The sequence below is a fragment of the Bosea vestrisii genome, assembly GCF_030144325.1.
GTDB lineage: Bacteria > Pseudomonadota > Alphaproteobacteria > Rhizobiales > Beijerinckiaceae > Allobosea > Allobosea vestrisii_A.
On the sequence record NZ_CP126307.1, the window covers coordinates 1,904,939 to 1,928,734 of the forward strand.

Below are 23,796 nucleotides of genomic sequence, written 5' to 3' on the forward strand. Positions count from 1 at the left end.
CCCGGCTTGGCAACAACCCGGGCCTCTGCATCTTTGGAAGGAGGCCTCCATGGCCAAGCTCGGCACCCTCACCATCGGCCAGGCGCCGCGCGCCGACATCACGCCGATTCTCGATTCAGTATTGGGCCCGGAACTGCTGCGACTGCATGCCGGCGTACTCGATGGCCTGTCGCGCAAGGAGATCAGCCGCGACTTCGCACCCGAGGCCGGCGGCGCGCTGCTGATCACCAAGCTGCTCGATGGAACCTCGGTCGTCATCGACCGCCAGCGCACCGAGCGTGCAGCGCAAACCAAGCTCGCCGCGCTCGAAGCGGCCGGCTGCAGCACGATCCTGATGCTCTGCACCGGGCATTTCGCGAGTCTCCGGACCGAGCGTGCCCGACTGATCGAGCCGGACCGCATCCTGCCGCCGACGGTTGCGGCGCTGGTCCAGGATGCCCAACTCGGCATCATCGTGCCGCTCGCCGAGCAGATCGCCTCGGAAGCCGGGAAATGGGCGCCGCTCGCCCGCCCGCCGATCTATGCCGCCGCCTCGCCCTATGGTGGCGACGGCCCGTCGGTCTTGGAGGCCGCCGAAGCGCTCGCCGAGCGCGGCGCCGACATCCTGCTGATGGACTGCATGGGCTTCGTCGAGCGCCATCGCCAGGAGGCGGCTGCCGCCGGCCTCCCGGTCATCCTGTCGAACGCGCTGATCGCCAAGATCGTCTCGGAAGTGGTTTGAGAGCGCAGCTTCAGCGCTCTCAAAGCCGAGCTACTTCGCCGACGGCGGTGTGCCGTGGGTGTGGAAACTCTCGATCGTCTTCAGCCCCCAGGCCTGGCCCTTCTTCCGCTCCTCTTCTGTCCAGGTCACGGTCTGCCAATCTGGATCAAGAATCAGGCGGGCGCCGGCATTGGCGATCTCGACGCGGTTGCCGGCGGGTTCGTAGACATAGAGGAAGAAGGTCTGCTGCACCGCGTGCTTGTGCGGCCCGGTCTCGATGAAGACGCCGTTCTCGAGGAAGAGATCGGCCGCCTCCAGGATGTGCTCGCGCTGGTCGACGGCGTAGGTGACATGGTGGAAGCGCCCGCGTGCCGGCGTGTGGTCGCGGGTATAGGCGATGTCGTAGCTCTTGTTGTTGACGGTGAACCAGCAGCCGCCGACCTCGCCGGAATCGAGCACGATCTGCTCGGTCACTCGGCTGCCGAGCGCCTTCGGCATGAAGTCGCGAATTGCCGCGACGTCCTGCGCCAGCAGGTTGAGGTGGTCGAGCCGGCGCACGGCGCAGCCACGGCCATGGTTGCGCTGCGCCTGGTTCTTCAGGGCAGGCCGCTCCTTCTCGGGAGCGACATATTTGTTGGTCTCGAAATAAATCTCGAAGACATGGTCGTCCGGGTCGCGGAAGCGATAGGCCCGGCCATGGCCGAGATCGCCCTCCACCCAGCCGATGCCGCAGCCCATCGCCTCGATCGCCGCGACGCGCCGCAGCAGCGCCGCTTCGCTGGTGGCGCGGTAGCCGATATGGCCGACGCCCGTGGTCTTCGCCGCGGTCAGCTTCAGCGTGTGGAACTCATAGTCGTCCCAGGCCCGCAGATAGACGCTGTCGCCCTCGCGCCCGCTCTCCGTCAGGCCGAAGATATTGACGAAGAAGTCGAGGCTCTCCTGCGGCTTATCGGTGAAGAGTTCGACATGGCCGAGATGGGCGATGTCGAAGCAGGGCTCCCCGCTCATCCCCAAACCTCTTTGGCAACCTCGAGGATGCGCGAGAGCTTGGCCCATTGCTCATCCTCGGCCAGGACATTGCCCTCCTCGGTCGAGGCGAAGCCGCATTGCGGCGACAGGCAGAGCTGTTCCAGCGGCGCGTACTTGGAGGCTTCCTCGATCCGGCGCTTGAGATTGTCCTTGCTCTCGATCTCCCCGAACTTCGAGGTCACCAGCCCGAGCACGACCTGCTTGTCGCCCTTGGGCAGGAAGCGCAGCGGCTCGAAACCGCCGGAGCGGTCGTCGTCCCACTCCATGAAATAGCCGTCGACATTGATCTCGTTGAAGACCATCTCGGCAACCGGCTCGTAGCCGCCCGAGGCGATGAAGGTCGACTTGAAATTGCCGCGGCAGGTATGGGTGGTGATCTGCATGTCGGCCGGCTTGGCCTTGAGCGCCGCGTTGAGGACGTCGCGATAGATGAAGACCAGCTGTTCGGGGTCGTCGCCGCGCTCGGCCAGCATCTTGCGCTGCTCCGGATCGCAGAAATAGGACAGGCTGGTGTCGTCGAGCTGCAGATAGCGGCAGCCGGCATCGTAGAAGGCCTTGATCGCCTTGGCGTAGGCCTTGCCGAGATCGTCGTAGTAGTCCTCGACCCTGAGATAGGCGCTAGGATCGATCGCCTTCCGTCCACCGCGATAATGCAGCATCGACGGACTCGGGATCGTCATCTTCGGCACGCGACTGGTCGTCGAGGCCAGGAACTTGAAATGGGCGAGATGCGGATGGTCGTCCGGGAAGTCGAGCTTGCCGGTGACGCGGACCGCATGCCCCTTGGTGGTGACGCCCTTGAACTGGATGCCTGAATCGGTCTCGAAGCTGGTGACGCCGGAGAGGCCGTCGAGGAAATCGAAATGCCAGAAGGCGCGGCGGAACTCGCCATCGGTCACCGCCTGCAGGCCGACCTCCTCCTGCTTGCGGACGAGCTTTCTGATCTCTTCGTCCTCGATCGCCGTCAGCTCGGCCTGGCCGATCTCGCCGGCAGCGAGCTTGGCGCGGGCGTCCTTGACCGGCGCGCTGCGCAGCAGGCTGCCGACCATGTCGCCCCGGAACGGTGGCTTCTGTCTCTGGCTCATGGCGTTTCCTTTCCTCGGTTCTGTCGTTGGCTCAGGCGGCGGCGAGGCCGAGATGGCGCTCCAGCCGTGACGGGTCGGCGAGGAGCTCGGCGCTCCCGGCAGCGAGGACGACACGGCCGCGCTCGAGCACGATCGCCTCGTCGGTGAGGTCGAGGATCTTGCGGGCGTGCTGCTCGATCACGATCGCCGAGAGCCCTTCCTCGCGGACCAGCCGCTTCAGGGCGCGCAGCAATTCCTCGACGATGATCGGCGCGAGGCCCTCTGTGGGCTCATCGAGCAGCAAGAGCCTCGGATTGAGCATCAGCGCCCGGCCTATCGCCAGCATCTGCTGCTCGCCGCCGGAAAGCTGGTTGCCGAGATTGCCCTTGCGCTCGGCGAGGCGTGGGAACATCGCAAAGACCCGCTCCACCGTCCACGAACCGGGCTTCGCCACGGCGGTCAGGTTCTCCAGCACGGTCAGCGACTTGAAGATGTTGCGCTCCTGCGGCACCCAGCCGATGCCGGCATGGGCGCGCTGCTCGGGGGAGGCCGCAGTGATGTCTCGCCCGGCGAACGCGATCTCGCCGCCGCGGCGTCGGGTGACGCCGATTATGCTGTTGACCAAAGTGGTCTTGCCAACGCCGTTGCGGCCGAGCAGCGCGAGCGAACGGCCCTCGGCGAGCGAAAGGTCGATGTCAAAAAGCACCATGGCCTCGCCATAGCCGGCGCTGAGGCGCTCGACGGTGAGGAGCTCAGCCATGGGCGTGCTCCCCGAGATAGGCGGCGCGGACGGCCGGGTCGCGGGCGACCTCATCCGGAACGCCCTCCGCCAGCACATGGCCGTTGACCAGCACCGTGATCCGCGTCGCGAAGCGGAAGACGAGATCCATGTCGTGCTCGATCAGCAGCACCGAGACATCCTCGGGCAGGCCGGCGACCATCGCCATCAATTCGCGGCGTTCCGCCTCGGGCACACCGGCCGCCGGCTCGTCTAACAGCAGCACGCTGGGCTTGGCCGCGAAGGCGGCAGCGATCTCGATCTGCCGCTGCTTGCCATAGGGCAAGGTCGCGATGCGCTCGTCCATGATGTCGTCGAGCCTGAAGCGGGCGAGGATCTCGGCCGTCTCGGCGACGAGCTCCTTGTCCTTGTCGAGCGCACGCAAGGGCTGCCGGCCGCGGCCGAGGCGTTCGGACGTCACCAGCGCGATCATCTCGACCGGCGTCATCGTCGCGAAGAGCTGGTTGATCTGGAAGGTCCGCGCCAGCCCGCGCCCGACCCGGGCTTCGCGCGGCAGCGCGGTGATGTCCTCGCCCAGCAGCTCGACCCGACCGGAGCTTGGGCGCAGCACCCCGGTGAGCTGATTGACGAAGGTGGTCTTGCCGGCGCCGTTCGGGCCGATCAGCGCGTGGCGCGCGCCCTTCTGCAGGGTGAAATCGACATGGTCGGTCGCGGTAATGCCACCGAAGCTCTTGCAGAGGTCGAAGGTGCGCAGCGCCGCCGTCATGTCGGCGACCGCCGGCCGAGGCGCGCAACGCGGCCGACCACAGCCTTGATCCCGCCATGGATCAGTTCGCGCCCGCCGAGCACGAACAGGACAAGAAACAGCCCGATCCAGAACATCCAGTATTGCGGCGTGAAGCTCGCGATCACGTCCTGCAGCAGCTTGAAGGCGACCGCGCCGATCAGCCCGCCATAGAGGTAGCCGACCCCGCCGATGATCAGGACGAGCATCAGGTCGGCCGAGCGATGGAAGGCGAGCACGTCGAGCGAGACGAACTGCGTGGTCTGGGCGAGCAGCGCCCCGGCTGCCCCGGCATAGGCCGCCGCCAGTGCGTAGACCGCAACCAGCCGCCAGTGCAGCGGCACCCCGGAGGCGGAAGCGCGCAGCGGGTTGTCGCGGATCGCCCGCAGCGACAGGCCAAAGGGCGAGCCGACGATGCGCCGCGCCAGCACGAACAGCACGAAGAGCACGGCGAGCGAATAGAGATAGGCAACCTTGCCGAAGATATCGAACTCGAACAGCCCCAGCACAGGCCCCATCACGATTCCTTGCAGGCCGTCGGCACCGCCGGTGAGCCAGCCGAGCGAGTTCGCCAGCTCCCCCAGGATCAGCGCAACGCCGAGCGTCACCATCAGGCGCGTCAGGTCGCTGCCGCGCAGGATCAGCGGGCTGGTGAGGAGCCCGAGCAGCCCGGCGGCCCCCATGCCGACGGCGAGGCCCACCAGCGGATCGGCGCTGGCATGCTTGGCGAAGAGCCCGGCGGCATAGGCGCCGAAGCCAAAGAAGGCGGCGTGCCCGAGCGAGACGATGCCGGCATAGCCGAGGATCAGGTCGAGCGAGACGGCAAAGAGCCCGAGGATCGCGATCTCGTTCAGGATCAGGAGCTGGCGCGGCAGCAGGAAGAAGGCCGCCACCGCTAGTATCCAGAACACGATCTCGGCCGGATGCCAGCGGCGCGCGCCATAGAGCGAGCGCCGGACGCGCGCCTCGATGCCGCCGCCGCTCATGCCCGTCCCCTGGCGAAGAGGCCGTGCGGACGTGTGATCAGCAGGACCACCATCAGCGCGTAGATGATGAAGGCGCCGAGCTGCGGCACCAGGTACTTGCCGGTGACATCGGCGACCCCGAGCAGCATCGCGGCGAAGAACGGGCCCGAGATGGTCGAGGTGCCGCCGACGGTCACGACGATCAGGAAGTAGATCATGAACTTCAGCGGGAAGGTAGGATCGAGCCCCATCAATTCGATGCCGAGCGCACCGCCGAGGCCGGCCAGCCCGGAACCAAAGGCGAAGGTCAGCGCGAACAGGCGGTTGACCGGAATGCCGAGCCCGCGCGCCACCCTGGCATCGTCGACCGCAGCCCGAAGCCGGCTGCCGAAGCGCGTGCGGGTGAAGCCCCATTGCATCGCAAAGGCCAGGGCGCCGCAGAGCACGATGATGAAGAGCCGGTAGCGGCCGACACCGATGCCGGCGAGATCGAAGCGCCCGCTCAGCCAGGCCGGCAGATGCACGAATTGCTGGCTCGACCCCATCAGGTAGTCGGCGCCGGCGACGGCCATGAACACGAGCCCGATCGAGAACATCACCTGGTCGAGATGGCTCTTGGCGTACATCGGCCGGTAGACCAACCGCTCCAGCACCAGCCCCGTGGCGGCCGCGGCAAGGAAAGCCGCCGGCAGCGCCCAGAGAAACGGCAGGCCGAGCCGCTGCATCGCCAGCACGGTGACATAGCCACCGAGCATGGCGAAGGCGCCGTGAGCGAGGTTGATGAAGTTCATCAACCCCATGGTCACGGACAGCCCGCAGGCCAACACGAACAGGATCATGCCGTAGGCGACGCCGTCGAACAGGATGGTGAGCACGTCGGGCCCGCCTTGGCCGGCTTACTTCTTGGCCTTGGTCGGGTCCTTGACGTTGGGGATCGTCTCGAACTCCTGATTGTAGAGCTCGCCGTTCACGCGCTCGACCTTGCGGATATAGACGTTCTGGATGATGTCGCGCGTCTCCGGATCGATCGAGATCGGCCCGCGCGGGCTTACCCAGCTCATGCCCTTCATCGCGGTGACCAGCGCCTCGCCGCCCTCGCCCTTGGTCTTCTTCAGGCCCTCATAGAGCGCGTGCATGCCGTCATAGCCGCCGACCGCCATGAAGTTCGGACGCATGCCGGGATTGGACTTCTTGAAGCCCTCGACGAAGGCCTTGTTCTCCGGGCTGTCATGCGAAGCCGAATAGTGCTGGGCGGTGATGACGCCGAGGGCGATGTCGCCCATGCCGTTGAGGATGTCGTCATCGGTGAGGTCGCCGGTGCCGATCAGCTTGATGCCGCTCTTGTCGAGGCCGCGCTCAACGAACTGCTTCATGAACTGGGCGCCGACGCCGGACGGCACGAAGACCAGCAGAGCCTCAGGTTTGGCGTCGGCGACGCGCTGCAGGAAGGGCGAGAAGTCCGGGTTCTGCAGGGGCACGCGGATGTTCTCGACCTGGCCACCGCCCGCCTTGAACGCCTCCGAGAACGAGCTCTCGACGTCGTGGCCCGGGCCGTAATCGGAGACGATGGTGATGACGCGCTTGGTGCCCTGCTTGGCGATCCAGGTGCCGAACGGCGCGCCGATCTGCGGCACGACCTGGCTGGTGCGCACGATGAAGGGCGAGCGCTCGGTGATGATCCCGGTCGCCGCGGCCATCACCACCATCGGCGTCTTGGCCTGCGTCGCCAGCGGAGCCGTCGCGAGCGCCAGCGGCGTCAGGCCGAAGCCCGCGATCGCGGTGACCTTGTCGTTGACGATCAGCTCTTGCGCGATGCGGCGGGTGACGTCGGCGGTACCGGTATCGTCCTTGAGGATGAGCTCGACCCTCTTGCCGGCGACGGTCGCGCCCTTCTCCTGAATGTAGAGATTGGCAGCCGCGGCGATCTGCCGGCCGGTCGAGGCGAACGGGCCGGTCATCGGCAGGATCAGGCCGATCTTGACCGCGTCCTGCGCGAGCGCCGCGCCGCTGACCGAAGCCGCCAGCGCCAGGCCGAGCATTCCTTTGAGAACCGTCCTGCGATACGTCATGTCGTTCCTCCCGAGTGTTTTGCGAAACCCCTTTCCGGGGCTTTCTTGTGCTCAGACGTCTTCGTCGTCGCGATAGGTAAGGCCTGCCTTGGCGAGGCCGTCGCGCATAGCGTACATGTCCAGCCCGAGTTCGCCAGCAGCCAGGCGTCTACGCTTTTCGTCTTCATTGGCCTCGCGCTTGCGACCAGCGGCAGCGACCGCCTCGGCATCGCGCCGCGGCACCACCACGACGCCGTCATCGTCGGCGACGATCACGTCGCCGGGATGAATGAGCGCACCGGCGCAGACCACCGGCACATTGACCGAGCCGAGCGTCGCCTTGACCGTGCCCTTGGCCGAGATCGCCCGCGACCAGACCGGGAAGCCCATCTCGGTGAGCGTGCGCACATCGCGCACCCCGGCATCGATGATAAGGCCGATGCCGCCGCGCGCCTTGAGCGAGGTCGCGAGCAGGTCGCCGAACATGCCGTCGGTGTTGTCGGCGGTGCAGGCGACGACGAGCACGTCGCCCGGCTGTACCTGCTCGATCGCGACGTGGATCATCCAGTTGTCGCCGGGCTGGGCCAGCACCGTCACCGCCCCGCCGGCGATCTGCGCGCCGGCATAGATCGGTCGCATATAGGGCTTCAGCAGCCCGGAGCGTCCCATCGCCTCATGCGTGGTGGAGACGCCAAGCTCGGCGAGATCGGCCGTCGCCGCGGCCGGAGCGCGCTTCTTCGTGCGGATGACGACAGGGTTCATGCCAGCGTCTCCAGCGCTTCCGGGAAGAGGCGCTGATAGGCCTCGCCATAGGTTATCGCCTTGCCGGAGTTGCGGCCGCCCTGCATGCCGCGGTTGAGCGCGACGCGGGTGTAATATTCCCAGAGATGCTTCTGCGCGGCGAGGATCTCGAACGCCCGCCGCTTCTGCTCCCAGACCTCGTCGATGTTGAGAATGACGTTCGGCTTGAAATTGCACTGCTCCGGCTGGTGCGGCTCGAACAGGAAGACCGGCGGCGCGGCATAGGCGCGGCTGGGATCGGGTTTATGCCCGGCGGCCTGCGCGATGATGCGCGCCTCCTGGGCGAAACGCGTCGCTTCGGGATGGTCGACATTGTAGGGGTCTTCGAGCGCATGCGTCAGCACGAAGCTCGGACCCAGCTCATGGAAGATGTCGATGGCGCGCTCCAGCATCGGCTCGGTGGTGCGCAGCGGGTAATCGCCGGCATCCATGAACTCGATCTCGGCGCCGAGCAGCGTCGCAGCGGCCTCGGCCTCCTCGCGGCGTTGCGCCTTGACCTCTTCCATCTTCACGCCCGCCTTCTTCCAGGCGAACTGGCTCTCGCCGCGTTCGCCATAGGACAGGCAGAGGATCTTGACGCGCATGCCGCGCTTCGCATGCAGCGCGATGGCGCCGCCCGCCCGCCAGACGAAGTCGCCGGGGTGGGCTGTGATCACTAGGCCTGTCTTCTGGGCGCTCATCGCAATGCGCTCCTCTCTCATAATCTGCCAGCCGGCACGAAGGCCTCGCCGGCCATCAGGATGCGCGCGGTACGCAGCAGCCCAGCCCGTTCGACCACCGGCTGCTCCGCCGACCCACCGACCGTCAGCGTCACCGTGAATTCGCCGGTCGGATGCTCGACCGAGAGCGTCCGCTCGCGTCCCTCAGGCATCACCACGACAGACGCAGCAGGTGAACCCGGCAGCACGGCGGCGGTCGCGACCGATACCGCGGCGAAGACGCCGATCGAGGCGTGGCACTCATGCGGGATGAAGCTGCGCGTGCAGATCGCCCCACCCGCCTGCGGCGCCGAGACCAGCGCGATCTTCGGCACGACCTTCTTCGCGACGTCGCCGAGATTCATCAGCGGCCCCGCCGCAAGGCGGATCGCCTCGATCCGGGCCTTGAGCTCGGCATCATCGTTGAGCTCGTCGCGCGGCTCGTAGCCGGTCCGCCCGACATCGGCGGCGCGTAGCACGATCACCGGCATGCCGTTGTCGATCAGCGTGCAGGGCACGCCCTCGATCACATCCACGACATTGCCGGTCGGCAACAGCGATCCGCAGACCGAGCCCTCGGCATCGAGGAAACCGATATCGATCGGCGCCGAGGTTCCGGGAACCCCGTCGATGCGCGCATTGCCCTCGGCATTCGCCTGCCCGTCCGGCGTATCCATGGTCAGGTCGGCGATCGTCCCGGTGTTGATCGTCCGGACCCGCACCGTGGTGCGCGCGCCACCAGCCTTTACCAAACCACGCGTCAGCGCGAACGGCCCGATCCCGGCGAGGATGTTGCCGCAGTTCGGCGTTGTATCGACCGAAGCCGTCTCGACGCCGACCTGCGCGAACAGAAAGTCGATATCGCAGCCGGGTTCGCTGGAGGGCGAGACGATCGCGACCTTGCTGGTCAGGGGATGGGCGCCGCCGAGCCCGTCGACCTGACGCTTGTCGGGCGAGCCCATGACCGCGAGCAGGAAGGCATCGCGCGCCGCGATATCGGCCGGCAAGTCGTCGGCCAGGAAATAGGCGCCCTTGGAGGTGCCGCCGCGGATCAACATGCAGGGAACGGCGATCTGGCCCATTACCTCACTCCGCCGCCTTGATGCCGGCACGGGTGATGACGTCGCGCCAGAGCGCGAGTTCCGAGGCGATCAGCTTGCCGAAGCCCTCGGGCGGTTCAGGCCGCGCGATGGCGCCGTCCCTGGCCAGGGCCGCAGCGAAATCGGGCTGGCCGAGCAGCGCGTTGATCTCGCGGTTGAGCCGCTCGACGATCGGACGCGGCGTGCGCGCCGGCGCCACGAGCCCGTACCATTGCACAGCCTCGAAATCCGGCAGGCCGCTCTCGGACAGCGTCGGCAGATCAGGTGCGAAGCCGACACGCTCGCGCCCGGCGACGCCGAGCACCCGAAGCTGGCCGCCTTCCGCGAGAGGCAACACGGCCGGCCCGCCGGTTAGCGTGAACTGGATGTTGCCGGCGACGATGTCGTTCACCGAGGGCGCAGTGCCGCGATAGGGCACATGCGTCGCCTCGATGCCGGCGCGATGGCAGAAATAGGCGGTGGCGATATGCGCGGCACTGCCCTGCCCGCCCGACGAGTAGTTTAGCTTGCCGGGATTCGCCTTGGCGTAGGCGATGAATTCCGCGAGGGTTTTGGCCGGCAGTGTCGGATTGATCGCCAGGATGTTCGGCAGCATGGCGACGAGCGCAACCGGCTGGAAATCCTTGACCGGATCATAGGGCACATTGGCGTAGAGCGAGGGCGCGAAGGCCAGCGTCCCGATATGGCCCATCATCAGCGTGTGGCCGTCCGGCTCGGACTTGGCGACCTGTCCCGAGGCCGTCATGCCGCCGGCGCCCGGCCGGTTCTCGATCACGAAGCCCTTGCCGGGAATGACCCGTTCGAGCCTGTTGGCAATCACCCGTGCCAGCACATCGGTGCTGCCGCCGGGCGTGAACGGCACGACGATCCGGATGAGCTGGCTCGGCCAGTCCGCCTGGGCGCGCACCGGCCCAAGCCCGGCGAAGCCGGCAAGCCCGAGGCCGGCGAGGATGGAGCGGCGATCGAACGTCATCGAGCGCTCTCCTTGCGACGGGCGCCGCGCTGCTGGGCATCGGCAATGGCGGCGGAGAGCCCCGGATGAAAACCCGCTGCCGCCAGCATCTCAGCCGCTTCGCGCATCTCGGCGGAACGGCGCACGCCATGGGTCGCGACGCGCTCGCGCATGTCCGCGGCAAGCGCATGGAAGTCGATCGATGGGAAGGTCGCGTTGAGGCTGGCGAAGACCGGATCCTTGACGTCCCAGGCCTCGCAGGCGGCGGCGCAGTCGACCATCAGCGCCTCCAGCCCCTTGATCACGATCGAGCGGCAGAGCTTCATCGCCGAGGCCCGGCCATAGACCTCCGAGACCGGCGTCAGGTTCATCCCGAGTGTGTTCAGTGCGTCGGATGCGGCCTGCGCCTTCGGGCCACCGGTGAGGATCGCGACCTTGAGACCGGGCTTCAGCACCGGCGCCATCACGGCCGCTTCGACATAGTCGGCGCCGCCCGCGGTGACCGCCGCCGCCGCCCGCTGCTTGGTCGAGGGCGCGGCCGAGTTGACGTCGACGAAGATCTGCCCCGGCTTCAGCCAGGCTGCGGCTTCGGTAGCCACCACCTCGGCGCGATCAGCGGTGACGGCCGAGAAGACGAAGGCCGCACCGGAGCAGGCCTCCTGCGCCGAGGACGCACAGACGACCCCGAGTTCCTGTGCTGCAACCTCGAGACGGCGGCCGGCCTCGCTGCCAAACAGGAGATCGTAGGCCCGGATGGCAACGCCTTCATTGGCCAGAAGGCCGCGCGAAAAGCTCTGCCCGACCTCGCCGAAGCCGATGAAGGCGATCGCTGCCGTGTTGGCGCCTGCCATCGCTGGCCTCTCCTCACGCGTTTCGTCCCGCGGTCAGGGTCGGCCAAAGCTATTCTGCCATCAAATGATAAGAATGCAGCGATTGATTACTTTTCTTCATCTCGCCGCGGCACGACGCTGCGCTTCAGGGCTTGGCTCAGCAGCGAGATGAGATCGCGTGTCACCGGCCGCAACGGCACCGATTTGCGCGTGATGATGCCGAGCGTCCGGGTCACCGCCGGCGAGCGCAGCGGGATCGCGACCAGATCGCCGGCATCGACGACATCGAGCGCAAGCTGTGGCACGACCGCATAGCCGATACGCGAGCGCACCAGGCTGACCGCGGTGACGACGCGTTGGACTTCGTAGCGCCAGGTCAATGTCTCACGCCGCGCGCCGAGCGCATCGTCGATCAGGATGCGGTTGCCGGTCTCGGCGCTGATCCGCACCAGCGGCTCGTCCTGCAATTGGGCCCACGTCAGAGAGGTCGCTTGCGCCAGCGGCATCGCGCGATGGCTGACCAGCACGAATGGCTCCTTGACGACCGGCTTCAGCTCGAGATCCCAGCGATTGGCAGCGACGATGGTGACACCGAACTCGGCCTCGCCGGACTGGACCTTGTCGGCAATCTCGGACGCGGAGTTATCGTGGATCCTGACGCCCACTCCGGGATGCCGCGCGGCGAAAGCGGCAATCACCGCCGGCATGCAATGGGCCGCCACGGTCGGCAGGCAGCCGAGCGAGACCTGCTCGTCGCCCTCGCGCAGCTCGACCTTGACCTCGTTGATGGCGAAGCCGAGATCCTCGAAGATGCGCCGCGCCCGCGGCAGCAGCGTCGTGCCGGCCGCGGTCAGCGAGACCTGGCGCGTGGTCCGCAGGAAAAGCGGCGTACCGAGCGATTCCTCCAGCTTGCGGATGCGATGGCTGAGCGCCGTCTGCGACAGGTTCAGATGCGAGGCGGCGGCGCGGAAGCTGCCACGCTCGGCGATGCTGACGAAAGCCTGAAGTCCGAGCACATCCACGCGCATCGGACCACATAGCCTTCAGGATGCGATAACGCCAACGGCGTCCCCCGAGGTCACCGAAGGTTTGGCTCGGTAGGTCCGCTTCCAGACTGCAAGCAAAGCCCGCGGCGCCGCAGGCACTCGTCCAGCGCGGTCGCTCAACCGCCCACGAATCCGCTTCACCAGAAGGCGCGGGTTCCGTCGTCGAGGAGCTATCCGTCGGCGGCCACGGCTCTGACACTGCGGAACGACGGGAAGATGATCATGGACAAGATCATCACCGCTGCGGCGAGCATGGCGATGCACACCGGACTTGTGAAAATACCGAGATCTCCGTTTGAAATCAGCATTGCGCGGCGCAGATTTTCCTCCATCGCCGGCCCGAGAATGAAAGCGAGGACGAGCGGCGCCAGCGGACAGTTCAGCAGCGCGAAGACGATGCCGGCGACGCCGAACAATGCGAGCAGGGCGACTTCGAAAACGCTGTAGTTCACCGAATAGATGCCGATGCAGCAGAACAGCAGGATCGCCGGGAACATCAGCCGGTAGGGCACCTGCAGGAGCCTGACCCAAAGGCCGATCAATGGCAGGTTGATGATGAGCAGCATGACGTTGCCGAGCCACATCGAGACGATCAGTCCCCAGAACAGCCCGGGCTGGACGCTTGCCAGGTTCGGGCTGGGCGCAATGCCGTGGATCAGCATAGCGCCGGCCATCATCGCCATGACGGAGTTGCTCGGGATGCCGAGCGCCAGCATCGGGATGAAGGAGGCCTGGGCGCCGGCATTATTGGCGGCTTCGGGGCCCGCGACGCCTTCGATGGCACCATGGCCGAAGCGCTCAGGCGACGAGGACAGCTTCTTCTCGGCCGAGTAGGACGCGAACGACGCCATCATGGCGCTGCCGCCCGGCAGGATGCCGAGCAGCGCACCGATGCCCGTCCCGCGCAAGGCGGCAGGCCAGGCCGCCCGGAAGTCTGCCGCGCTCAGCCGCAGCGACGAGACGCTCTGGGCGCGCTCCCCGCTTTGCTCCGGCCGCGCCAGATTGAGCACGATCTCGGCGATGCCGAACACGCCCATCGACAGGGCCGCGATACCAATGCCGTCGCGCAGCTCGGCAATGCTGAAGGTGAACCGGTCGAGCCCGGTGTTGACGTCCGCGCCGACGAGGCCAAACAGCAGCCCGACCAGGATCATGCCGAAGGATTTCAGCAGCGAGCCCTGTGCAAACACGATCGCCGCGGTCAGTCCGAGGATCATCAGGCAGAAATACTCCGCCGGGCCGAAGCGCTGCGCGACAGCGGTCAGCGCCGGGCTGAAGAAGGCGATCAGCAGCGTCGTGATCGTTCCGGCGAGGAAGGATGACAGGGCCGCCGTCGCCAGGGCCGTGCCCGCCCGGCCCTGGCGCGCCATCTCGTAACCGTCGAGACAGGTGACGACCGAGGAGGATTCCCCTGGCAAGCGCATCAGGATCGCGGTGGTCGAGCCGCCATACTGCGCGCCGTAATAGATCCCGGCGAGCATGATCAGCGCCCCGGTCGGCTCGAGGTAATAGGTCAGCGGCAGCAGCATCGCCATGGTGGCGATCGGCCCCAGCCCAGGCAGCACGCCGATCAGCGTGCCGACCAGCGCGCCGAGAAAGCAGTACCAGAGATTCATCGGCGTCGCGGCGACGGCCAGCCCGATGCCGAGAGAGGAGAAAACCTCGCTCACAGCGGCCAGACCCGGACCGGCAGCCTCAGCACATAGCCGAACAGCAGCGCACAGAAGCCGGCGAAGATCACTGCGACCACCGGCACCTCGCGCCAGCGCGCCTGCGGGTCGCCAAGGGCCGCGACCAGGATGCTGGCAAGGCAGGCGACGAACAGGCCCGTTCTCTCGACAAGGCCGGCGAACAGCAGCATCGCAGCGGCGATCCAGCCCATTGCGCGCAGCGGCAACGCCGGCCAGCGAAAGGCGCGCAGCCGCATGCCCCTGAGCATCACGACGAGGCCGGTGAGCACCAGGGCCCCCGCGACGACGCGCGGCAGATAACCAGGCCCCATGTCGAGCGAACTGCCGACCGGATAGGCGCGGCCGATGAGAAGCGCGGCGAGCCCCAGGCCCGCGAACAGCAAGCCCGCCAGAATGTCGCCGGCCGCACGCACGGCCGGGCCCTCGGCAACCGTCTCCCCCGGCCCTGCCGGAGGAGCTTCATCCTGGCTCTGCATTCCCTCGCCGCCCCACGGTCAAGAGCCTTGATCGGCTCATTATGTCATTAGGCCAGTTTTATATACTATTGACCTGATGACAAGCCTGGTGTGATAGGATCGACCAGTCAACCAAACGAAGCAGCGGGAGTTTCGATGGCAATCGGCGCAGTCAGGACGGTCGCGATCGACCAGACGCTGTCGGACCCCGAATGGCGCTTCGCGCAGGGACCGCTGACCCGCATCCGGGGCTTCGCGGTGATCCTGTCCGACGCGCACGGCATCGAAGGGCATGGTTATGTCCGCGCCATGCCGCCCTGGACCGAGCCGCTGGAGGCGGTGAAAGCGAGCTTCGACTATCTCTGCGAGGGTCTGGTCGGCCGGGACGAGACCGCGATCGGCGCGATCATGGACGGATTAGACCGCCGGCTGCACGGCGCCTTGCCTGCGAAGGCCGGGATCGAATGCGCCCTGCTCGACCTGCGGGCCCGCGCGCTCGGCGTGCCCTTGCACGATCTCTATGGCGGCAAGCGCCAGCAGCGCTTCGCCAATACGCGGATCATCCCCTTGAAATCGCCGCAGCGCATGGCCGAGGTCGCCGAGGGGCTCGTGGGTACCGGTTTTCGGCATCTGAAGGTCAAGGTCTCCGGCGAGCCCGAGCTCGATCTCGACCGTGTCCGCTCCGTGAGGAGCGCCGTTGGGGCCGACATCGCGCTGATGATCGACGCCAATGAAGCCTACACCCCGAAGACTGCGGTGCGGGCCATCAACGCGATGGCGCGTTTCGGTCTCGAGCTCGTCGAGCAGCCGACGGCGGCGACCGATTTCAAGAGCTTCATCGCGGTCGCGCGTGCGCTCGACGTGCCCGTGGAAGCCGATGAGAGCGCGCAGGACCTGCCCTCGATCTTGCGGATCGCTGAGGCCGGCCATGTCGAATCGATCAACCTGCGGATCCTGAACCTTGGCGGCCCGAGCCGGACCGCGCAGGCGGTCGCGATCTGCAGGGCCGCCGATCTCGGCTTTCGCTTCGGCGCGGTGTTCGGCTCGAGCATCATCCATGCCCACACCGTGCATCTGGCGGCAAGCCTGCCGGCGCCGCGCTTTCCGCACGAATTCTCCGAGATGGCGCTCCTGAACGACGACCGCTTCTCGGGCTTGAGCCTGGAAGGCGGCGAGGTCGCCGTACCGGCCGGAGCCGGTACGGGCCTGACCCTCGCGGGCTGAGACGGGCTTGTCTTACTCGAACTTCAGCCCGGCCTTGGCGATGATGTCGGCATAGATGGCGATATCGCTCGCAATCGTCTTGCCGAACGGAGCCGCCGCGAGATAGGCGGGCTCGCCGCCGAGCCCGCGCAGCTTCTCCTGCGTCGCCGGATCGGCCATGACGCGGGCCAGCGTCAGGTTTAGCTTGTCAGCGATGGCGGACGGCATGTTGGCCGGCCCGACCAGCCCGACCCAGGAATGCGCGACGAACTGCGGAAAGCCGCTTTCCTTCATGGTCGGAACATCCGGGAATTCGGGCGAGCGCTTTTCGTTCGTGGTCGCGAGGATGCGGATCTTGCCGGCCTTGGCGAGGTCGCCGAGCTCGCCGCCGATCATCAGCGGCACGTGCCCCGCGACGATGTCGTTCAGCGCCGGCCCGCTACCCCTGTAGGGGATATGCTTGATCGGCGCGCCCGAGGCGATGGCGACCAGTTCGCCAGCGAGATGGCTATAGGTGCCGATGCCACTCGACGCATATCCAAGTGAGTTCGGTTTCTGCTTGGCCAGCGCGACGAGTTCGGCGATCGACTTCGCCGGCAGGCCGGGATAGGCGCCAATGAAGGTGAAGCCCTCGATCAGCCGGGCGACGGGCGTGAAGTCCTTGACGGAGTCGTAGGGCAGCTTCTTGTCGACATTCGGCAGGATCGCCAGCACGCCAGCGGAGCAAAGCAGCAGCGTGTGGCCGTCGGGCTGGGCCTTGGCGACGAAATCGGCGCCGATCGCTCCGCCTGCGCCAGGCCGGCTTTCGACCAGGAAGGGCTGGCCGAGATCCTTGCTGAGCGCATCGGCAATCAGCCTCGCGACCGCCTCGACGCGCCCGCCGGGAGCGAACGGCACGATCATGCGGACGGGCTTGGTCGGATAACCCTGCGCAGCCGCACCGCTGAGGCTCAGCGCGAGCATGCCAACCGCCGCCGCGACTATTCGAAAACGCGATGCTCTCATGGTCGTCTCCCCTTTTTGTCTTGTGCAGTCGATCAGTTCATTCGTCGCGGCCGTGCGGCTCCTCGCGCAAGGCTGGTCAGTCCTGCTCCGATGACATCATCAACGCGTCGATCCGCGCCGCCTCCGCATCGAGATGATCGAGCAGCGCCGTGATGTGGGGCACGCGCTGCCCCGGCCCGGCATAAGGCACGGCCTCACGCACCAGGGCGAAGAGCCGGCGCGTCGTTGCGCCCAGCGGCGAGACCTTGCGCATCTCGACTGCCTGCGCAGCGACGAGCAGCTCCATTGCGAAGATCGACCGGCACAGCGTCGCAAGCTCGGCGGCGCGGCGCGCGGCGAGGCCCGCCATGCTGGCCCGGTCGAGATTGCCATTCGAGTGGCTCGAGCTGGCGAGCTCGCCGACGACCGGCGCCGTCAGCAGGCGTGCTTCCGAGGTGATCGATTTGTGGAACTGCGCCAGGCCGTTGAACCCGGGCAGCCCGACCCCATCCTCCTCGATCAGCCCGACGCTCAGACCCGACCAGAACGAGTCGGCCTGCTTGGCGAGACGCTCCGTCGAACTCGTCACCACCGGCGACATCGCCAGCCGCGCCACGTCCAGCGCCATTGCCAGGGCGACCATGTCGAAATTGGCGACCGAGACCAGCTCGCCCCGCTCGACGGAGACGACCGGGTTGTTCTGGCTGGCGCGCAGCTCGATCGAGAGCTGTCGCCCGGCGAAATCGAGGCTGTCGGCGGCGTTGCCGTGAATCAGCGGCAGCGAGCGGAAGCTCAGCGGGTCCTGCAGGTGGCGCGGGCCGCCGGACGTCATGATGTAGCTGCCGGCTAGGTAGCGCCGGATCGCGCCGCCATGCCTGAGCACGCCATCGAACGGGCGCGACGCCAACGCGGCTTCCGATACCACCGATGGGTTCGCCGCGAACCCTTCCATGCTGAGCGCGCCGACCAGGGTCGCGAAGTCCAGCATCCGCGACAGGTCGTGGAACGCCATCGCGCCCATGCCCAGCGATAGCGCGCTCGAATTCAGTAGGGCGAGCGCCTCGCCGGCTGCAAAGTCGTGATCGCGGTAGAGCTCGAGAGCGAGATCGGACACCGGCGACATGTCGCTTTCGCCCATCGAGCCCCAGAGATGCACCGGGATATGGCGGTCGGTATTGAGGGCGTCGACGAGCCGGTCGGCAAGCACGCGGCGGACGCCGAGATAGCCGCTGGCCATCGCGTTCAGCAGCACCGCCATCATCGCCCTCACCGTCTCCGGCGAGGCGAGCGGCCCGTGCCCCATATTATGTGTGAGCAGCAGCCGCCGGTTGAATTCGGCGACCCGCTCGGGCGCGAGCATGACGCCGGTCTTGGCGCCGACGCTGCTGGTCACGCCGTAGACCTTCTCACCCCTGCTCACGATCCCGTCGACGACCTTCCGCGCGGCCTCGATACGCCCCCCGGCTTCGGCAGTGAGCACGACTTTCGCGCCATGCCGCGCGATCTGCACGATCGTCGCGGGGTTGAGATCCCGCCCGGTGATCTCGATCGTGCCGTGCATTCGCAGTCACCTTTTAGATTGCCCAAGTCGGCCGCATCCGTGGCGCGACCGGAGCCGATCATGCTCATTCGGATCATAAAGGGCAATAAGCTAGTTGATTATGTTTTATGCCTCACTCACGGTCGGCAGGCTTACATTCGGGCGGATGATGAACTATCCTGTTGGGCTAGCCGGATCGACACCGCATCGGCGAAGGGAGCCGCATGACCGTTAGCCGCGCCGTGACGAAGCCGCTGGATTTCAAACGCACCGGGGTCTCCCGCTACAATCAGCTCGCGACCCTGTTCCGCCGGCGGATCGAAGCCGGTCAATGGGCGGTCGGCGCCCAGATTCCGACGGTCGACGACCTCGCTGTCGAATGCGGCGTGGCGCGCGCCACGATCCGCCAGGCGCTCGATCTGCTCGAAGCCGATCAGCTGATCGAGCGCTATCGCGCCCGGGGCACCTTCGTCCGCAAGCGGCCGACCGAGGACCTCTGGTGCGAGGTCGGCACGGATTGGTCGGGCCTGCTGCGGCCGAACTACAGCGCCACGATCGAGATCCTCCGCGACGAGCCGGACCGCGTATTCCACCCCTTCGACGGCCAGATCGGCGAGCTCGCGCCGACCTACCGGGAGGTCAGGCGCCGTCATTGGCGGCACGGCCAGCCTTTCCTGTTGGCCGACCTGCATATCGACGAATCCCTGCGCGACAGGATTTCGCAGCACGATCTCGAATCGAAGACGGCGCTGCGCCTGATCTCGGAAGTGCCCGGCGTGGAGATCGCCGATGCACGCCAGACCCTCACCGTCGGCACGGCCGATGTCGAAACCGCCGAGGCCCTGACGATCTCGCTCGATGCGCCGGTCGCCTTCGTGCATCGCCAGGCCGTCGACCAGCGCGGCGTACTGGTCCTGAGTGCCAAGGGGCTCTACCGGGGCGACGTGGTCAGGTTCGACGTCAAGCTGAAGTGACGCTACCGGCGATGCTCAGCGCCCGGTGAAGACCGGCTTGCGCTTCTCTGCGAAGGCGCGTTGCGCCTCCTTCGTGTCCTCGGTGTGCGAGAGCGCGACGGTCTGCGACTGCTCGAAGCGATAGGCATCCCGCAGCGCAAGGCCTTCGGTCACGTTGAACGAGCGCTTCGCGGCCTGGACGGCGAGCGGGCTCTTGGCCGCGATATCGCGCGCCATGTCCTGTGCGAAGCCGAGCAGTTCCGCCGCCGGCAGGCAGGCCGAAGCGACCCCCATCCGGTAGAGGTCGGGGCCATGGACCCGCCGCGCCGTGTAGATCAGCATGCGAGCATCGGATTCTCGGAAGAAGCGCCGGACATGGCTGACGCCACCGGCGAGGCCGACATCGACCTCCGTCATGGCGAGGAACGCCTCTTCCGCCACGAGAAGGATGTCGCAGCACAGCGCCAGCACGCAGCCGGCTCCGATCGCGGCGCCGTTGACCGCAGCGATGACCGGCTTGCCGCATTCCATCACCGCATCGAAAGAGGCGCGCACCAGCCGGTTGTGGCGGGGGTAGGCTCCCGCTTCATCCGCCAGGCCGGGCCGCTCCTTGAGGTCGGCGCCAGCCGAAAACGTCTTGCCGGCGCCGGTCAGCACGATCGCCCGGACCTCGGCGCTGTCGTTCAGCCGGTCGAAGATGGCGACGATTTCCTCGCGGAACCGGCGATTTTGCGCATTCACCGGCGGGCGGTCGAGCGTCACGGTCGCGACGTGATCGGCAATGCTCACCTTGAAGCACTCATAGGCGTCGGTCATGTCGGTCTCCTTGTCCGCGTCGGCTCAGAAGCCGTAGAGAATGCGCGGGTTGTCTACGAGAATGCGCTGCCGGAGCGCTTCGTCCGGAACCCAGTCCCGGAACAGGTCGAGCAGATGGCCGATATCGGGCGCCTTGTCGGCGAGGCGTAAGTGCGGCCAGTCCGAGCCCCAGACCACCCGGTCCGGGTTGGCGTCGATCAGCGCGTCGTGGAACGGCCGCAGATCGGCATAGTCCGGAAACGCCTGCGAGCAGCGGCAGAGCACGAGCTTGACCCAGAGCCAGCCCTCGCGCAGCGCCGCCAGGATCGCCTTGAAGGCGGGATCGTCGAGGCCGCGCGCGGCAACGAGGCCCGCCATATGGTCGAGCGCCACTGGGAGACCTGCCGCCCGATAGAGCGGCAGCAGCGCGACGTGCTGGTCGATGCTCGCCCAGATCTCGGCATGCCAGCCCCGCGCGCTCAACCTCGGCGCCAGCTCCGTCAATGCATCGGTGCCGACCGCGCCGGGGAAGCGCCCCGTTCCGCCGGGAACCGTCATGTCGTTGAAGCGCAGTCCGCGCACGCCATGATCGTGCCAGGCGTCGAGCTGCGCATCGCTCACGCCGCCATCCGCCGCCGCCACGCCCCTGATGCGCCCGCCCGATCGGCTGGCAGCATCGAGGATCGCAGCCGGGTCGCTGCCATAGGCGCCAGGCTGGACCAGAATGCCGCGGGTAAGTCCGATGTCATCTAGAACCTCGCGATGGACGCCGGCCGGAGCCAGCGGCGGCACATAGTGCATCGCATGCGACACCGGAAAGGCGTCGTAAGGCCCGAAGACATGCGCATGGCAATCGCAGGCGCCGTCAGGCAGCTTCCAGCCCGGCAGGCGATGCGACCTTGGGGTCGTGGTCTCGGTCATCCTGCCTGCACCGCGCTTTGGACCTGCCGTGAGGCCAGCAACACGGTCGGGCCCGCTCCCTCGACAGGCAATGGCGGCTGCGCCCCGTCGGGCAGGGGAATCTCATGCGCATTCAGCGTCAGCGAGACCATGGTGTAGTAGCCGACGACGCCGGTCAGCTCGACCGCGCCGCGCTCGCCCCAGCGTGCCACGACGGCAGCATGGACAGCCTCGGGAAGCCGCCCCGTCTGCAGCAGGAGCCGGGCGTAATCGTAAATCTCGACCTCAGCCGCCTCCACGAAAAGCGGGCTCTCGCCAAGCCTGATCGCCTCGATACAGGCGGGATCGAGCCCGGCCGCGCGCGCCGCTTCGGCATGGATATGGAATTCGAGCTGGCTGTTCCAGTGGCGACCGACGACGATGATCGCGAGCTCGTTCAGCTTTGCCGGAAGCGACGTCGAATAGCGCAGGAACTCGCCCATGCGCGACCATCGCGCCGCCAGCTCAGGACTATGGATGATCGCGCGAAGCGGCCCGATGAGCCGGCCGCGCGGGCCTGAGACGACCTCGTCATAGACCTTGCGCTGCTCGTCGCTCAGCTCGTCGGGGGTCGGGAGGTGAAGGCGGGCCATGCTGATCTCCGCGAGCCGGCGTCAAGCCAGCCCGATCTCCTGCAGGATCTCGTCGGTATGCTGCCCGAGCAGCGGCGGCGCCCGATCGAAGGCGAGCGGCTCGTTCCGGAAATTCAGTGGGCTGACCACCTGCGGAACCTTGCCGGCGGTGGGATGCGGTAGCTCGCGCAACAGGCCGCGGTGCTTGACCTGGGGATCGTCGAAGACCTCCGGCACGGTATTGATCGGCGCGCAGGGCACGCCGGCAGCATCGAGCGCTGCAATTAGGACGTCGCGACTGCGATTTGCCAGCGCCGCGCGCAGCATCGGGTCGAGCAAAGCGTGATTGCGGACGCGCGCCGGGTTGGTCGCGAAGCGTTCATCGCTCGCCCAGCCCGGCTGTTCCAGGATGGCTGCGAGCTTGGCGAACTGGCCGTCATTCCCGACGGCCAGGACGAGCGCCCCGTCAGCACAGGGAAAGACGTCCTGCGGCTGGATATTCGGGTGGCGATTGCCACCGCGCGCCGGCGGCTTGCCCGAGAGCAGCCAGTTCATCGCCTGATTGGCGAGGAACGCGGTCTGCACGTCGAGCATGGCGAGATCGAGATAGTCGCCCTGCCCGGTTTCGCCGCGGCGCGCCAGCGCCGCCAGCACGCCGATGGCCGTGTACATGCCGGTCATGATGTCGACGATCGGGATGCCGACCTTCTGCGGGCCGGCGCCGGGCATGCCGTCGCGCTCGCCGGTGATGCTCATCAGGCCGCCCATCGCCTGGATCGCGAAATCGTAGGCGGCAGCCTCACGGCGCGGACCATTCTGCCCGAAGCCGGTGACGGAGGCGTAGATCAGGCGCGGATTGACGGCCTTCAACCCGTCATAGTGGAGCCCGTAGCGCTTCAGAGCTCCGACCTTGTAGTTCTCGACGACGATGTCGCTGACCGCAGCGAGGCGGCGGATCGCCTCCTGGCCGTCCTGCGTTGCGATGTCGAGCGTGATCGAGCGCTTGCCGCGATTGACCGAGAGATAATATCCGGCCTCGCGGGTCGGCTGGCCCTGCTCATCCTTCAGGAAGGGCGGCCCCCAGGAGCGGGTATCGTCGCCGACATCCGGGCGTTCGACCTTGATCACGTCGGCGCCGAGATCGGCGAGGACCTGGGTCGCCCAGGGTCCCGCCATGATGCGGCTGAGATCCAGCACGCGGACATGGCACAGGGGGCCCTGTCGGGCGCTGGCGGGGTCAGACATCGTCGTTGATCTCGGTCGCGATGGCTGAGGGACGCGCGCGGAACTCGTCGTGCCAGGCGGAGAGCGCCGGGCGTCCTGAGCGCCAGTCGAGATCGGCGAAGCGGAAGTCGAGATAGGACAGGCAGCAGCCGAGCGCGATCCAGGACAGCCCAAGTGGTCCCGGCGCGATCGGCCTGGCCTCACGCTCCAGCCGTGCGAGCGTGGCGAGGAACTTCGTCTCGAAACCAGTCAGCCATGCCGCTGTCTGCGCCTCCTGCGGCTTTCCGCGTTCGTTGCGCCACAGAATCAGGACATCGAGGAGGCCGGTCGCCAGGGCGTGCCGGCTCAGTTCCCGGAAGCGCTCCGGCCCGGCGGCGGGAATGATGAGGCCCCCTCCCGCGATCGCATCGAAATACTCGCAGATCACGCCGGAATCGATCAGGACGGTTCCGTCCTCGAGCACCAGGGTCGGGATCTTGCTCAGCGGATTATCGGGCAGCAGGTCCGGATTGGGCGCCGTCATCGCCGCCACGGTTCGCCGCAGCGTCAGCCGATCGACCAGACCGAGCTCATGCGCGGCCACCATCGCCTTGCGGACGAAAGGCGATCGCGGCGACCAATGAAGCAGCATCTTGCCCAAGCGAAGCATCTCCATATTCAACTTATCAGCTAGTTTTATGTCCT

General features: G+C 67.0%; 25 protein-coding genes. 3 read left to right on the forward strand and 22 right to left on the reverse strand.

From position 1 onward, the window contains the following. Positions 1–49: 49 nt before the first annotated feature. The gene (locus QO058_RS09535) at positions 50–721 is read left to right on the forward strand and encodes an AroM family protein (RefSeq protein WP_284171786.1); all 672 of its coding nucleotides are present in this window, start codon (positions 50–52) and stop codon (positions 719–721) included. 30 nt (positions 722–751) lie between these two features. Here QO058_RS09535 and QO058_RS09540 read toward each other — a convergent pair whose 3' ends face one another. The 15 genes from QO058_RS09540 to QO058_RS09610 all read right to left on the reverse strand — a co-directional run bounded on the left by QO058_RS09540 (position 752) and on the right by QO058_RS09610 (position 14,923). Beyond that, positions 752–1,708: a catechol 2,3-dioxygenase gene (locus QO058_RS09540; RefSeq protein WP_284171787.1), complete on the reverse strand. Its 957-nt coding sequence runs from the start codon at positions 1,706–1,708 to the stop codon at positions 752–754. Beyond that, a complete protein-coding gene (locus QO058_RS09545; protein ID WP_284171788.1) occupies positions 1,705–2,814 on the reverse strand; it encodes a 5-methyltetrahydropteroyltriglutamate--homocysteine S-methyltransferase in 1,110 nt (369 codons plus the stop codon). Before QO058_RS09545 ends, QO058_RS09540 begins: the two co-directional genes overlap by 4 nt. Before the next feature lie 31 nt (positions 2,815–2,845). Continuing rightward, positions 2,846–3,553, reverse strand: coding sequence for an ABC transporter ATP-binding protein (locus tag QO058_RS09550; RefSeq protein ID WP_284171789.1), 708 nt, complete (start codon positions 3,551–3,553; stop codon positions 2,846–2,848). After that, complete coding sequence (locus QO058_RS09555; protein ID WP_284171790.1) at positions 3,546–4,298, reverse strand: ABC transporter ATP-binding protein; 753 nt, start codon at positions 4,296–4,298, stop codon at positions 3,546–3,548. The genes QO058_RS09550 and QO058_RS09555 overlap by 8 nt, the downstream gene beginning before the upstream one ends. Beyond that, on the reverse strand, positions 4,295–5,302 hold the full coding sequence (locus tag QO058_RS09560; RefSeq protein WP_284171791.1) for a branched-chain amino acid ABC transporter permease: 1,008 nt from the start codon (positions 5,300–5,302) through the stop codon (positions 4,295–4,297). The genes QO058_RS09555 and QO058_RS09560 overlap by 4 nt, the downstream gene beginning before the upstream one ends. Next, positions 5,299–6,156: a branched-chain amino acid ABC transporter permease gene (locus QO058_RS09565; protein ID WP_284171792.1), complete on the reverse strand. Its 858-nt coding sequence runs from the start codon at positions 6,154–6,156 to the stop codon at positions 5,299–5,301. Before QO058_RS09565 ends, QO058_RS09560 begins: the two co-directional genes overlap by 4 nt. A gap of 21 nt (positions 6,157–6,177) precedes the next feature. Next, a complete protein-coding gene (locus tag QO058_RS09570) occupies positions 6,178–7,350 on the reverse strand; it encodes an ABC transporter substrate-binding protein (protein WP_284171793.1) in 1,173 nt (390 codons plus the stop codon). 51 nt (positions 7,351–7,401) lie between these two features. Continuing rightward, positions 7,402–8,091: a 4-carboxy-4-hydroxy-2-oxoadipate aldolase/oxaloacetate decarboxylase gene (locus QO058_RS09575; protein WP_284171794.1), complete on the reverse strand. Its 690-nt coding sequence runs from the start codon at positions 8,089–8,091 to the stop codon at positions 7,402–7,404. Then, the gene (locus tag QO058_RS09580; RefSeq protein ID WP_284171795.1) at positions 8,088–8,810 is read right to left on the reverse strand and encodes a PIG-L deacetylase family protein; all 723 of its coding nucleotides are present in this window, start codon (positions 8,808–8,810) and stop codon (positions 8,088–8,090) included. Before QO058_RS09580 ends, QO058_RS09575 begins: the two co-directional genes overlap by 4 nt. Positions 8,811–8,827: 17 nt before the next feature. Next, positions 8,828–9,910 (reverse strand): 4-oxalomesaconate tautomerase, encoded by a 1,083-nt coding sequence (locus tag QO058_RS09585; RefSeq protein ID WP_284171796.1) that lies wholly within the window; start codon positions 9,908–9,910, stop codon positions 8,828–8,830. Between the two features lie 4 nt (positions 9,911–9,914). Further along, positions 9,915–10,901 (reverse strand): Bug family tripartite tricarboxylate transporter substrate binding protein, encoded by a 987-nt coding sequence (locus QO058_RS09590; RefSeq protein ID WP_284171797.1) that lies wholly within the window; start codon positions 10,899–10,901, stop codon positions 9,915–9,917. Then, a complete protein-coding gene (locus tag QO058_RS09595) occupies positions 10,898–11,731 on the reverse strand; it encodes an NAD(P)-dependent oxidoreductase (RefSeq protein ID WP_284171798.1) in 834 nt (277 codons plus the stop codon). Before QO058_RS09595 ends, QO058_RS09590 begins: the two co-directional genes overlap by 4 nt. An 86-nt stretch (positions 11,732–11,817) precedes the next feature. Next, complete coding sequence (locus QO058_RS09600) at positions 11,818–12,738, reverse strand: LysR family transcriptional regulator (protein ID WP_284171799.1); 921 nt, start codon at positions 12,736–12,738, stop codon at positions 11,818–11,820. Between the two features lie 188 nt (positions 12,739–12,926). After that, positions 12,927–14,372: a tripartite tricarboxylate transporter permease gene (locus tag QO058_RS09605; RefSeq protein WP_284172856.1), complete on the reverse strand. Its 1,446-nt coding sequence runs from the start codon at positions 14,370–14,372 to the stop codon at positions 12,927–12,929. Positions 14,373–14,422: 50 nt separating this feature from the next. Next, positions 14,423–14,923, reverse strand: coding sequence for a tripartite tricarboxylate transporter TctB family protein (locus QO058_RS09610; protein WP_284171800.1), 501 nt, complete (start codon positions 14,921–14,923; stop codon positions 14,423–14,425). 135 nt (positions 14,924–15,058) lie between these two features. On the opposite strand from QO058_RS09610, the gene QO058_RS09615 reads away from it, so the two are divergent. Beyond that, positions 15,059–16,126, forward strand: coding sequence for a mandelate racemase/muconate lactonizing enzyme family protein (locus QO058_RS09615; protein ID WP_284171801.1), 1,068 nt, complete (start codon positions 15,059–15,061; stop codon positions 16,124–16,126). Between the two features lie 12 nt (positions 16,127–16,138). On the opposite strand, the gene QO058_RS09620 is transcribed toward QO058_RS09615, so the two are convergent. Together QO058_RS09620 and QO058_RS09625 are read right to left on the reverse strand one after the other, a co-directional pair. Then, a complete protein-coding gene (locus QO058_RS09620; RefSeq protein ID WP_284171802.1) occupies positions 16,139–17,068 on the reverse strand; it encodes a Bug family tripartite tricarboxylate transporter substrate binding protein in 930 nt (309 codons plus the stop codon). Between the two features lie 118 nt (positions 17,069–17,186). Continuing rightward, complete coding sequence (locus QO058_RS09625; protein ID WP_284171803.1) at positions 17,187–18,650, reverse strand: aromatic amino acid ammonia-lyase; 1,464 nt, start codon at positions 18,648–18,650, stop codon at positions 17,187–17,189. A 203-nt stretch (positions 18,651–18,853) separates the two neighbouring features. Between QO058_RS09625 and QO058_RS09630 the strand changes: the two genes are divergently transcribed. Further along, complete coding sequence (locus QO058_RS09630; protein WP_284171804.1) at positions 18,854–19,603, forward strand: GntR family transcriptional regulator; 750 nt, start codon at positions 18,854–18,856, stop codon at positions 19,601–19,603. A 15-nt stretch (positions 19,604–19,618) separates the two neighbouring features. Here the strand turns inward: QO058_RS09630 and QO058_RS09635 are convergent, their stop codons facing one another. From QO058_RS09635 to QO058_RS09655, 5 genes are read right to left on the reverse strand one after another with little or no spacing between them, the layout of a single operon-like run. Continuing rightward, positions 19,619–20,398 (reverse strand): enoyl-CoA hydratase/isomerase family protein, encoded by a 780-nt coding sequence (locus QO058_RS09635; RefSeq protein ID WP_284171805.1) that lies wholly within the window; start codon positions 20,396–20,398, stop codon positions 19,619–19,621. Between the two features lie 24 nt (positions 20,399–20,422). Beyond that, positions 20,423–21,298 (reverse strand): amidohydrolase family protein, encoded by an 876-nt coding sequence (locus tag QO058_RS09640; protein WP_284171806.1) that lies wholly within the window; start codon positions 21,296–21,298, stop codon positions 20,423–20,425. Continuing rightward, complete coding sequence (locus tag QO058_RS09645; RefSeq protein WP_284171807.1) at positions 21,295–21,909, reverse strand: carboxymuconolactone decarboxylase family protein; 615 nt, start codon at positions 21,907–21,909, stop codon at positions 21,295–21,297. Before QO058_RS09645 ends, QO058_RS09640 begins: the two co-directional genes overlap by 4 nt. A 21-nt stretch (positions 21,910–21,930) precedes the next feature. Next, positions 21,931–23,133 (reverse strand): CaiB/BaiF CoA transferase family protein, encoded by a 1,203-nt coding sequence (locus tag QO058_RS09650; RefSeq protein ID WP_284171808.1) that lies wholly within the window; start codon positions 23,131–23,133, stop codon positions 21,931–21,933. Beyond that, complete coding sequence (locus QO058_RS09655) at positions 23,126–23,743, reverse strand: glutathione S-transferase family protein (RefSeq protein ID WP_284172857.1); 618 nt, start codon at positions 23,741–23,743, stop codon at positions 23,126–23,128. The genes QO058_RS09650 and QO058_RS09655 overlap by 8 nt, the downstream gene beginning before the upstream one ends. Positions 23,744–23,796: the final 53 nt, after the last annotated feature.